This window comes from Rubritalea sp. (assembly GCF_039830215.1).
GTDB lineage: Bacteria > Verrucomicrobiota > Verrucomicrobiia > Verrucomicrobiales > Akkermansiaceae > Rubritalea.
On record NZ_JBDOPO010000251.1, the window covers coordinates 1 to 11,349 of the forward strand.

The following is an 11,349-nucleotide window of genomic DNA, read 5'->3' on the forward strand; positions in this document are numbered from 1 at the left end:
GAAGAAACACATCACTGCGTAATCCTAATTCCTCAGCAACATAGGAACTAAGCCCTGGACATAAAAAACCAGTACACGAGCATAGAAGTAGAGCGTCTACCTGACCCGGAGCAATCCCAGATTTAGCCAACGCCTTTCGCACTGCGTCAGAGGCCAAAGCCGGCGCTTCTTTTTCGTACGCTTGGTTGAGTTCTTGCGCATCACGACTCCACGCCAGTTCTAATGAATCGACACAAAAATGGCGCTTATTTATCCCACTGTTTCCAGATAAAACTTTTTCAAGTAACCAACGCGAGCGTTTATTCAGCTGCCCCCAAAAAGGAGCACCACGCATAGCGCTGAGACACTCAGCCTGAGTGTATGAATATTCGGGAAATGCGCTGGCGACTGAGAGTAGTTTCATGGTGTACGGAGTTGGGTGAATAAAAAGGGAATGGGAAGTAGATTGTGTTTTGAAAGCTGCTTGAGAGATGCTATTCCAACGCGGTTAAACATCAATGGGTGAATACCTGCCGCTAATGCCGTACGCTTACCAAACTGAGACTTCAGCTTACGATGATAGTCAGCGAGGGCTGTATCCCACGCTATTTCACCCATTGAGTAGGCTAATAACGGCCCCAAAGCGAAGGCACTAGACTCCAGTGCCATACTCATCCCGTTACCCGTAAAAGGCGGAATCAAATACCGCGCATCTCCGACACTGAAACCTTTTTGCGCTTCTTGCTGACCTAAAGCAAAGCCTGCAGTCGCAGAAAATGAGGAACCATCAGACTCTAACTGATTCAGGATGTCGGCTAGATACCCCAATCCTGCACTCCTGAGATAATTAAAAAATAACTGTCTCCCTTTCCCCTTAACCTGAGAATTGATTTGAAAAAGACCACAAGCATTCACTCTTCCATTAGAGACCTCACAAAGCCCAACGTAACCCATTTTACCCAAATGCATTTCGAGGCCATTTAAATCATCCTTTAAAAAATGCAACTTGAGGCCGATCCATTCTTTTCGGCCGGATTTTATCTTACCGCTAGCGCTAACAAATCCCTCACCATAATCCGATTTCATCCGTGACTTGGTATGTAGCTGCCCTCCTAATTTTTGAAAGTGGTCGGCAAGTCTTTTATCTAACACATATCTAGAAATTCCTCTGGCTGATTGCGGCATCACTTTATCGATAGCCACTTCACCATCCACCCACCACCTTAATCTTTGGTGTATTTTGGCATCTTCTAGGCAGTTTTGAATACCCAAGGTCTCTAGGACTGAATTTTCCACACCACAGATAAACTCCCCACAAACCTTATGTTGAGGGTAGACTCCCCTCTCATACAACTTGACTGGAACCCCATTCTTACGCAGCGCAATCCCCAAAGAGAGCCCAGCTAATCCACCGCCTGTTATTTGAATCTTCTTCATTCAGCTTTGCTGCGTATCCCCCCAAAAAAACCCACCGTTTCACTCCATTCAAAACCGTTGGATAACAGCTCCGGTAATTCCCCTTCACGAAAGCCTGCACGAATACTAACTACCATGTCATAACGAGTCACGCGCCCAACAAAGAGATAGATCAATCGAGCCCAAAACAATGCAAAAGCACTGCGGGACGGCTCGGCAAATAACAAGGCTTTAGCCCCCAAAAAACGCGTCCCCAATGTTAATAATGCCTCTTTATCCAAATGATGCAGAAACAGATTCGCTACGACTACAGTGTTAGGTCCGACAGAGTATTCCTCGCTCAACACATTTGCTTCAATCCACTCAACTCCTCCGTTTACTCTCTCTGTCGACCTAACCTGATCAACAGCAAGCACTCGAACTGCAGGAAAGGCCAATTTAATAGCGCAAGAAAGGAGCCCTTCTCCAGCCCCCAATTCAACCACACACTCCACACCTTCTAGCTTCTTTAGCTCTCTTAAGATCCAAGCCTCGCCACCCATCATTGTGTTAATAAAACGTAAATCAGCACGACTCCGTTTCGCCTCAGGGTCTTCTGGGCTGAGCGAGTCTAATATCTCAGGTTCAACTATACGCATCATCAATTTAAGACAGAATTACCCCAACTAGAAAAAAGGCAATCGAATTCACTTTTCGCTGTGACAGTAATCTTGCAGGAGCCTAACCTCTAACCATGCATCTCTTAGCATTTCTCACTATTGCATTCACCGTATTACTCTTTTCATCCTGTGGCTCATCCTCTGGACACAGCGGCTACATAAATCGTTCGTATTTCATTCGCGGTCAGCATTACCAACCAATGTCAGTGAACCAAGCGCTCAACTATAGTGAAGTCGGCGAGGCATCTTGGTACGATGAATCAAAGTGGTTTGGATTTAAACGTGGGAACACATCCTTAGGAGAAAAAGTCCAGCCATGGCACATCTCAGGAGCCCATAAAACCCTTCCACTCCCTTGTGAAGTAGAGGTCACTAACTTGCAAAATGGAAAGTCTATCAAAATGCGACTCAACGACCGCGGTCCCTTCATCCTCGGCCGTATTATCGATGTCACTCCTCGTGCTGCTAAAAAACTAGACTTCCATCAAGACGGCCTGACAAAAGTCAGAGTCGAAGTCATTAGTGTCGGCGATGGAAAGCACAAACGTAAAGCTAAGCGTAAAAAACGTTTCCTCTTTTTCTAGACACAGAAAAGTATGACTCAAATCGCACTATGACATTTTTCCGTTCCCTGCTATGAGCAAGGAACTATGGTAAAACAAGAGCCTAAAGAAGTCCGCGTATTCGCCCCAGCAACCGTTGCCAACGTAGCATGCGGGTACGACGTCCTCGGCTTCGCCATCAACGCCCCTGGTGACGAAGTTGTAGTAAGACATTCCAACAAACCAGGTCTCCGAATTACCAAGATCACGGGGGATGACGGCAAACTCCCCAAAACCGTCGAAGGCAACACCGCGGGTGTCGCAGCCCTCGACCTCTTGCGCCACCTAGGCATGAGCGATCGCGGTATCGAGATGGAAATCCACAAGAAGATGCCCTTCGGTTCTGGACTAGGTTCCTCAGCCGCATCGGCAGTTGCGGGCGTCTATGCAGTCAACAAGCTCATTGGTGAGCCACTTTCGAAAAGGCAACTTCTACCTTTCGCTATGACCGGTGAAGCAAGTGCTGACGGAGCATACCACGCAGACAACGTTGGCCCCTCACTACTCGGCGGCATCGTCTTCATCCGCTCAAACCAAGAGCTCGATATTGCAGAAATTCCTGTTCCTAAGGAACTCTACGCAGCAGTGGTTCACCCAGATATCGAGATACTAACGAAGGTTGCTCGTGAGATTCTCCCTGCTGAGATCCCACTCGAAAATGCTACCCAGCAGATTGGTAACCTCGGTGGCCTCATTTGCGGTTTAATCCAAGAAGACTATGGCATGATCTCACGCTCCATCCATGACGTAATCGCTGAGCCTCGCCGCCAGAAGTTGATTCCTGAGTTCTACGCAGCAAAGCGTGCCGCCATATCCAATGGAGCTTTAGGCTTCTCTGTATCAGGCGCGGGCCCATCTGTCTTTGCCCTATGCGAAGGTGAGGCTACAGCCAAAAAAGTTGCGGCTGCTGTATCCGATGTTTTCACCAAAACAGGACTCAATAATCAACCACACGTTTCGCCAATCAACCAACAAGGCGTGCACGTCATTTCCTAACTTTCAGCCTAAAATGCAATTTTACTCAACAAACAACAAAGACCTCCGAGTCGATCTAAAAGAAGCTGTTATCCGTTCACTACCAGCGGATAATGGTCTATACATGCCAGAAAAAATCTCGCCTCTCCCTGCTAGTTTCTGGGACACATGGCGCGACATGAGCCTGTCGGAACTGGGCTTCCACGTGGCGAAACAAATTCTAGGCGACAGCATCCCAGCTGGCGCCCTGCGCGAGATTGTGGACGAGTCAATCAACTTTGATGCTCCGATTGTCACCATAGCCCCACGCACCCACGTGCTGGAGTTATTCCACGGTCCCACATTAGCATTCAAGGACTTTGGGGCTCGTTTTATGGCTCGTGTTATGTCCTATCTGACTCAAGGAGATAACTCTTTACTTACCGTATTAGTGGCGACATCAGGCGACACTGGTGGAGCTGTCGCATCAGCTTTCCATAATGTGGAAGGCACACGGGTGATCATCCTGTACCCCAAAGGCGGCGTATCCGAACTCCAAGAAAAACAACTCACCACACTAGCTGGTAATATCACAGCTCTAGAAGTGAATGGTAGCTTTGACGACTGTCAGGCCATGGTTAAAGCAAACTTCCTCGATCGCGATTTGATGGAGAAGCATAACCTCACCAGTGCCAACTCAATCAACATTGCTAGACTGATCCCGCAGGCATTTTACTACTTCAATGCCGCCCGTCAACTTGAGGAAGGAACTGAACCCGTGTTTGTCATCCCAAGTGGTAACTTTGGCAACCTCACCGCAGGCTTGCTAGCTCAGCGTCTAGGCCTCCCCGTCCGCCACTGGGTCGCTGCCACCAACATAAACGACACAGTTCCTCGCTACTTATCAGACGGCAATTACGAACCACTCCCATCCACTCCAACCATTTCAAATGCTATGGACGTAGGAGCTCCGTCAAACTTCGCTCGCATGAAAGACCTGTTTTCAAACAATTGGGAATCCATGCGTGAGAATATCTCTGGCCTCGCCTTCGATGACGAAGAAACTCGCGCGGCAATCAACACTGTGAAACAACAAACTGGATACCTCATTGACCCACATGGCGCCGTTGGTGTTCTCGCTGCTGAGATTTGGCATGAAGCCTCACCGGATGATGAAACCATCATCTTAGAAACTGCTCACCCATCGAAATTCCTCCCCACCATGGAGGAAGAACTAGGAAAGAACTCAATTGAAATCCCCGAGCGGCTCGCCTGCTTAGCCGAACTACCCAAAGTAGCTCACCCAGTTAGTAACGATCCAAAGGAAATTCAGAAGTTTCTCTAATTATTAAAGCTCAGTCAAAAATGACTGAGCTTTTTTATTTCTTACTCCAGTTTTCCGAGCAAAATAACCAAATCAACTGAACCAAAAAAGATTTTTCCTAATACATGAAAAAAATACTCATCACTGGAGGTGCAGGATACATAGCCTCTCACACAAACCTTGAACTGCTCAAAGGTGACTTCGAACTCGTCTTGATCGATAATTTCTGCAATTCGTGCGCCGAATCTATCAAGCGCATCGAGGAACTGAGCGGGAGAACAGTAAAATTTCACCAAATAAACCTGATGGATACCCAAGCTCTAGATGCTGTTTTCACTCTGGAACCAGACATTGACTCCGTCATCCACTTCGCAGCACTAAAGGCCGTTGGCGAGTCCGTAGAAATTCCACTAGCATACTACACAAACAACATTACCGGCTCACTAAACCTCTACCAAGCGATGAAGAACCACGGTGTGCGTAAAATAGTGTTCAGCTCCTCCGCCACAGTCTACGGCGACCCTGTAACCATCCCAGTCACTGAAAACGCCCCAGTACAGGCCACAAACCCCTACGGGCAAACCAAAGCAATGATGGAGCAAATCCTCATAGACACTGCCCACGCCGAGAACTGGGACATCGCAATTCTTCGCTACTTCAACCCAGTCGGAGCCCACGAATCCGGCCGCATCGGAGAAGATCCTAGCTACCCAAACAACCTCCTGCCTTTTGTTAGCCAAGTTGCTGCGGGCATCAGAGAAAAAGTCGTCATCTTCGGTGACGACTGGGACACCCCAGATGGCACTGGCGTGCGCGACTACATCCACGTCGTCGATCTAGCCAAAGCGCATGTTAAATCTATAGAGAAGTTAGCCTCCAGTAAAGGTGTGCACATATACAACATCGGAACAGGCAGAGGCTACTCAGTCCTCGAAATGGTTAAAGCCTTTGAAGATGCTTGCGGGCACTCAATAGCCTACCAAGTCGGCCCCCGTCGCAGTGGTGACATTGCAGAAGTCACTGGTGACACTAATAAAGCCGAAGCTGAACTCGGCTGGACAGCAGAACTTGGACTCAAACACATGGTAGATTCAGCCTGGAAATGGCAATCAATGAATCCAAATGGATACAAAAAAATCTCAACTAGCTAACTATTAAAAATTTAACTCGACGATAATTGAATCGAAACCAATATAGGTATATGTGCCCCCCGACACTCAGGCCATTTCACACAAACACGTTTGCGCCGAGGAGGCCTCGGACTGAGCTGCCTTTTCCACCTTACTGAGCCTCTATAAAAGTCGATCCGCTCCCATCATAACCTCATCCTTCTAGCCAGCGGATGGAGTCACTCAGAATGTCATTCCTATGGTGAAGGAAAAACTTCTATTTCAGAACCTACCTTCTTGAAAACGGTAAACTCAACCACTTGGGAGTATACCCGCTCAGAGTGTTCCATTTGCGACATGTGCGATATACAGCTCGGCCACGCCACCACTCAAGCCCATACCGCTATGAGCACCAACTTGGTAAAAATCAAGGCAGTTTTGACTTAGCTATTCGAGCCAAGAAATTTCGCATAGCATCTTCTTTGCCTTCGATACACTCAAGCAGCTTCAGCTGAGTTCTACAACGGTCGATATTCTGAGACTCATATGCAGTCTTAAAGTAAACGTCGCCTTCTAGGTAATCAGTGAGGAAACGTATACCGGTTTCTAAGGTGATGACTTTTCCTCCCGTCACTAGATTTGCAATCTCATTTGGAGTCAAGCAATCACAACCATCAAGGTAACCTTCAGCCAAGGCCTCAAACATAGGCATACGCATCTCTACCTTATTCAAGTCTTTTTCATCTTCCGCTGCGGGGCTGGTAGCTGTCCGAACTAGGTCACCGAAGTCATACGAAGATAAGCCTGGCATGACTGTATCCAGATCGATAACGCACACTGCCTCATCAGTCTCTGAGTCCATCATCACATTATTTAATTTAGTATCATTGTGAGTGATTCGCTGCGGCAACTCTCCAGCCTCGAGCTGATTCACTAAACTAGAGCACAGAGCTTCACGCTTCTTAACAAATGCTACCTCATCTCGTACCGACTCAAGTCTCCCCTCTGGATCAGCTTCAATAACTTGCATAAGCTTTGCAAATCGACGCGGCGTGTTGTGGAAGTCTGGAATGGTCTCCAATACATCTTCGGCAGGTATGTCTGAAACTAAATCTTGGAAAGAACCAAAAGCACGAGCAGCTTGGTATGCTTGATGAGAGGTTTCCACAATATCATAGGTATGGCAACCTTCGATGAAATTGTAGCATCGCCAGATTTCTCCACCTTCTCCCTTTACGTAAGATCTCCCACCTTTAGCTGAGTATAGATTGAGCGTTTGCCCCCCCAAGTCCCGTCTCGCGCGCAAAACCTTTCTGTTGATGTGTCGTGTCACACACTCCACGTTGTGCATCACAGCAAGCGGGTCGGTAAATACATTTTCGTTTATAAGCTGAAAAATATACCGCCGTCTCTCGCCGCTATCAAGCGCGTAAGTCGCAATATATGTCGTATTGATATGACCTGATTTTATCTCATTCCCCCCCACAAAATAGCCAGAGATAGCGAACTTCTGGCTGATTGCTTTAATGGTTGAATTAAGGGTATCTGACAAGGGTGTGCTATGGCTCAAAATAAATACAGAAGTTGTATGCTGAGCCACCATTTGAAACTGATTCATGCAAAGCTTCAACTCAAAACATATGAAAGAAATAGGGAGAGAACAAAGAAGGCTAATCTCGCGTACCTATTCTGTGTGACAAGCCCCCCCAGACAATTGAGCATACTCCAACTACAAAAAATGAGTAAATGAAAACAATGAGTCTCCGCAGAAAACATAGCAAAAATCCTCAAACTCCACCTCGTTGAGCAGGTGCCGCACCCTCGGGCTTGCGAACACTTAAAAATCAGTCAGAACACGTCCTACAGCTGCCAAAAGAGAAAGCGCCGAGTCTATTAGCTCCATCTAGGCTTGAACCATGCCCAGAGTAAAAAAAGGACGACGTTCGCTGAATTCACACCTGTCAAATAAATAAGGGGTACAGCTAAATGGCTGTACCCCTTTCCCTCATAAAAAAGTTACACCTCCCAATGTAACTTCCTAGAAAATGGTGGGCAGAGAAGGATTCGAACCTTCGTACACTTACGTGAGCAGATTTACAGTCTGCCGCCTTTAACCACTCGGCCATCTACCCATCGTAGAAATTTTAGAATCACGTATGATTCTGCGGTTAGCACCCCTTTCGAGGGCGGGGAACTTCTAGGACGATCCCCAGAGTTCTGCAAGCTAAAAAGATATCTTTTCACGAATTATTTTTCTCGGTTATTGATTCCGAAGAATTTGTGGGTGTAACTTAAGAAGTAATGCAGCCAACGTCAGATACAACAAAAAACAACATCCAATTGATAGCCAACAGATTAGGTTTTTCTGACTGCAAGATAGCTCGAGTCAAGCGTGCCACGCATGCCGATCGCTACCTTGACTGGGTTGAGCAAGGCTGCGCTGGAGAGATGGTGTGGCTGGAGAGAAATAAAGACAAAAGAGTGCATCCTGGCCAAGTTTTACAGGGGGCTCAGTCAATTATTACTCTCGCATTCAACTATTTCCCAGGCTCACAAGCCGATGACTCTGACTATAAAATTGCTCGCTACGCATGGAATGAGGACTACCACGACCTCATTGAGGAAAAACTAAAGGATTTCGATTTGGCATTAGCCGACATGGGCGGCAAGCAACGCTACTATGTTGATACAGGCCCTATACTAGAAAGAGATTTCGCAAGCGATGCAGGACTTGGTTGGAATGGCAAATCCACGGTACAAATTCACAGAGAGTTCGGGACATGGTTCTTCATTTGCGAACTGATCACCACCTTAGCAATACAACCTGATAATCCACTACCTGACCACTGTGGGAAATGCACTCGCTGCATCGACAACTGTCCGACCCAAGCAATCACAGGCCCCCGAGAAATGGACGCTCGCCGTTGCATCTCCTACCTCACAATCGAACACGCAGGCGCCATTCCTATAGAGTTACGCTGCCTCATGGGCGACCGCATCTATGGGTGCGATGTCTGCCTTGAGGTCTGCCCTTGGAACAAGTTTGCCAAATTAAGTAGAGAAACCAAGCTACATGCGCGTATGTCTATTTTTGACCATAAGTTGAGAGACTTTCTCAATATGGATAGCAATTCATTCCGTAAAACCTTCGCTAAATCCCCAATTAAACGCATAAAATACAATCGATTCATTCGTAATGTCTGCGTGGCAATTGGCAATACAGGAACGACAGACGACATTGAGCTACTAAAACCCTACGCTACTGGCGATGACCCCCTCATCGCCGAGCACGCGCAATGGGCTATATCTGAACTACAAAACAAAAGTAACTAGATTGCTACTTCTTTATTTGTAAGTCACCCATCGCCCACTGTATACCATTGAGATAAATACTCATGACCTTAGGATTCCAGTAGATATGCTCGTTATGACCCAACGAACAATAGAACACTCTGCCCTTTCCGTAGGATTTCGTCCACCCAACTCCGAAGTCGCCATCCTTACGCTTTACCCCCTTGACCTTCATATTAGATTTCTCAGTGTCTAAGCGTAGAAGCATGTCGAGTTCCTTACTATTATAAGGTTCTTTAAGCTGGTAAATCTCCTCCTTAAAGGATAGGGATTCCTCCCCCATCGAAGCCACAATAGGATTACCTTTCGCAGACTCATCCACTTTGATAACCACATCGGTTTTAGATGTCCAGGGATGACCGTCGAAGTAACCTCCAAGCATCACGCCATATTCTGACCACTTATAGAAGGTGTCCGACGCTGCATGGATACCAACAAAGCCTCCGCCGCTCTTTATGAATTCCAGCAGGTTATTCTGCAAACGCTTTTCTCTCCGATCCACCTCTAACCTCTCCTCTTTACTGAGAGTCACCCCTTTCACTAACTTGGGTTGGAATACCTCATTTGTTGTATTCAAAAAGCAAATGGCATCAAACTTCTCAATCTCATTTTTCTCAAAATTTGAAAGCTCATCACTCACCACAACTTCAAATGCCCCAGTTTCCTCCCCCAGCATCTTCAATGCCTTTTTCCCCAGATCAATAGAGCGATGACGGTATCCACGAGTCACCGAAAACACCAAAAGCTTTCTACTTTCCTTAGGCTGAACCACATCTTTCGGTAGAGCTAATTTTACTTTTTCGATTTTGGAAAGCGGAGCATGAGACTTCGAGTCTTTTGCGTTGAGCGCCACTAGTCCAGTCGTGGCTACTGACACAGCCATTAGTAGAGGTAAACTTTTGAATTTCATAGTCTACTCTGTTAGTTTATTTTTTAACAAACCTCCAGACCTAAACAAAAAAAATGACACTCTAACTAAAGAGTGCCATTTTGAAATTTTTAGTAATTCTTAGCAGGATTAATGAGCGCGACAGAATTCCTCAAAGCGGGAAACGCCCTCATTGAGTACATCAAGAGTCGTGCAGTAACTAATGCGAATACAATTGTCATTACCGAACGCAATACCTGGAACTGCAGCAACACGGTAGCGGTTGAGTAATTTATCACAGAGATTAACCGACTTCATACCGAGCTTCTCACAGTTCACGAAGAAGTAGAATGCTCCTTCAGGCTCAACGATACTGATGTTCGGGATAGCTTGAAGACGCGCCAACATAAACTGACGACGAACATCGTACTCAGCACGAAGATCATCAACAAAAGTACTCTTCTGCTCAAGTGCTGCTAGTCCACCATACTGAGAGAATGTACAAGCATTAGAAGTCGTGTGTCCTTGAATCTTACTAATTGCATCAGCGATTGGCTGAGGCGCTGCGATCCAACCTAAGCGCCAACCTGTCATTGAGTAAGCCTTTGAGAAACCTCCCACTGTGATTGTGAGGTCATAGAGCTCCTTACTCAGCGAAGCGATGCTGACATGCTTAGCTTGATTATATATGAGATGCTCGTAGATCTCATCAGATAAGATAACAATGTCTTCAAGTAGTGCAACATCACCGAGAGCCTTAAGCTCTTCAGCAGTGTAGACTGCTCCAGTAGGGTTACCTGGGGAGTTGATTATGATCATTTTTGTCAGGCCTGTCATGTTGTCTTCGAACTCCTCAGGAGTCAGCTTCCAACCATTTTCTTCCTTAGTTTCGACGATCACTGGAACTCCACCGGCCAGACGTACCATTTCAGGGTAGGATACCCAGTAAGGAGCAGGGATGATAACTTCGTCACCTTCTTCCACCATTGCGACGATAGCATTCATGCAGGAATGCTTCGCTCCACTGTTCACTACAACCTGACGAGCACTGTAATCGAGTTTATTCTCTTTCTTGAGCTTCGCTGAA

The 11,349-nt window shown here is 46.6% G+C and carries 10 protein-coding genes, 1 tRNA gene and 1 pseudogene; 5 read left to right on the top strand and 7 right to left on the bottom strand.

All coding sequences use genetic code 11. The features are described 5' to 3' along the window. The 3 genes and pseudogenes from ABGY95_RS08290 to ABGY95_RS08300 form a co-directional block, all read right to left on the bottom strand. Nucleotides 1-403, bottom strand: a pseudogene (locus ABGY95_RS08290) (stilbene synthase); the annotation flags it as partial. Beyond that, nucleotides 400-1,416 (bottom strand): hypothetical protein, encoded by a 1,017-nt coding sequence (locus tag ABGY95_RS08295; protein ID WP_347441215.1) that lies wholly within the window; start codon nucleotides 1,414-1,416, stop codon nucleotides 400-402. The gene ABGY95_RS08295 and the pseudogene ABGY95_RS08290, both read right to left, overlap by 4 nt. Beyond that, entirely contained in the window at nucleotides 1,413-2,036 is a 624-nt protein-coding gene (locus tag ABGY95_RS08300; protein ID WP_347441216.1) for a hypothetical protein, read from the bottom strand. Before ABGY95_RS08300 ends, ABGY95_RS08295 begins: the two co-directional genes overlap by 4 nt. Before the next feature lie 92 nt (nucleotides 2,037-2,128). Between ABGY95_RS08300 and ABGY95_RS08305 the strand changes: the two genes are divergently transcribed. The 4 genes from ABGY95_RS08305 to galE all read left to right on the top strand — a co-directional run bounded on the left by ABGY95_RS08305 (nucleotide 2,129) and on the right by galE (nucleotide 6,085). Continuing rightward, nucleotides 2,129-2,638: a septal ring lytic transglycosylase RlpA family protein gene (locus tag ABGY95_RS08305; RefSeq protein WP_347441217.1), complete on the top strand. Its 510-nt coding sequence runs from the start codon at nucleotides 2,129-2,131 to the stop codon at nucleotides 2,636-2,638. A 66-nt stretch (nucleotides 2,639-2,704) separates the two neighbouring features. After that, nucleotides 2,705-3,652: a homoserine kinase gene (locus ABGY95_RS08310; RefSeq protein ID WP_347441218.1), complete on the top strand. Its 948-nt coding sequence runs from the start codon at nucleotides 2,705-2,707 to the stop codon at nucleotides 3,650-3,652. Nucleotides 3,653-3,665: 13 nt separating this feature from the next. After that, the gene (thrC, locus tag ABGY95_RS08315; protein ID WP_347441219.1) at nucleotides 3,666-4,955 is read left to right on the top strand and encodes a threonine synthase; all 1,290 of its coding nucleotides are present in this window, start codon (nucleotides 3,666-3,668) and stop codon (nucleotides 4,953-4,955) included. 104 nt (nucleotides 4,956-5,059) lie between these two features. Continuing rightward, a complete protein-coding gene (gene galE / locus ABGY95_RS08320; protein ID WP_347441220.1) occupies nucleotides 5,060-6,085 on the top strand; it encodes a UDP-glucose 4-epimerase GalE in 1,026 nt (341 codons plus the stop codon). Between the two features lie 385 nt (nucleotides 6,086-6,470). Here galE and ABGY95_RS08325 read toward each other — a convergent pair whose 3' ends face one another. Next, nucleotides 6,471-7,595 carry an aminoglycoside phosphotransferase family protein gene (locus ABGY95_RS08325; RefSeq protein WP_347441221.1) on the bottom strand — a complete coding sequence of 375 codons (1,125 nt, stop codon included), beginning with the start codon at nucleotides 7,593-7,595 and terminating at the stop codon, nucleotides 6,471-6,473. Between the two features lie 494 nt (nucleotides 7,596-8,089). Continuing rightward, nucleotides 8,090-8,175 (bottom strand) — tRNA-Tyr (locus tag ABGY95_RS08330). A 169-nt stretch (nucleotides 8,176-8,344) separates the two neighbouring features. On the opposite strand from ABGY95_RS08330, the gene queG reads away from it, so the two are divergent. Then, nucleotides 8,345-9,376 (top strand): tRNA epoxyqueuosine(34) reductase QueG, encoded by a 1,032-nt coding sequence (gene queG / locus ABGY95_RS08335; protein WP_347441222.1) that lies wholly within the window; start codon nucleotides 8,345-8,347, stop codon nucleotides 9,374-9,376. Nucleotides 9,377-9,380: 4 nt separating this feature from the next. On the opposite strand, the gene ABGY95_RS08340 is transcribed toward queG, so the two are convergent. Continuing rightward, nucleotides 9,381-10,304, bottom strand: coding sequence for a ThuA domain-containing protein (locus tag ABGY95_RS08340; RefSeq protein ID WP_347441223.1), 924 nt, complete (start codon nucleotides 10,302-10,304; stop codon nucleotides 9,381-9,383). A 108-nt stretch (nucleotides 10,305-10,412) separates the two neighbouring features. Further along, nucleotides 10,413-11,349, bottom strand: a 937-nt coding sequence (locus tag ABGY95_RS08345) for a pyridoxal phosphate-dependent aminotransferase (RefSeq protein WP_347441224.1), incomplete at its 5' end; no start/stop codon positions are given.

Excerpts from the sequence above, each read along its gene's own strand:
- ABGY95_RS08295 (WP_347441215.1), bottom strand. The coding sequence starts at position 1,416 with ATGAAGAAGATTCAAATAACAGGCGGTGGATTAGCTGGGCTCTCTTTG.
- ABGY95_RS08305 (WP_347441217.1), top strand. The coding sequence starts at position 2,129 with ATGCATCTCTTAGCATTTCTCACTATTGCATTCACCGTATTACTCTTT.
- queG (WP_347441222.1), top strand. The coding sequence starts at position 8,345 with ATGCAGCCAACGTCAGATACAACAAAAAACAACATCCAATTGATAGCC.
- ABGY95_RS08310 (WP_347441218.1), top strand. The coding sequence starts at position 2,705 with ATGGTAAAACAAGAGCCTAAAGAAGTCCGCGTATTCGCCCCAGCAACC.
- ABGY95_RS08340 (WP_347441223.1), bottom strand. The coding sequence starts at position 10,304 with ATGAAATTCAAAAGTTTACCTCTACTAATGGCTGTGTCAGTAGCCACG.
- thrC (WP_347441219.1), top strand. The coding sequence starts at position 3,666 with ATGCAATTTTACTCAACAAACAACAAAGACCTCCGAGTCGATCTAAAA.
- galE (WP_347441220.1), top strand. The coding sequence starts at position 5,060 with ATGAAAAAAATACTCATCACTGGAGGTGCAGGATACATAGCCTCTCAC.
- ABGY95_RS08300 (WP_347441216.1), bottom strand. The coding sequence starts at position 2,036 with ATGATGCGTATAGTTGAACCTGAGATATTAGACTCGCTCAGCCCAGAA.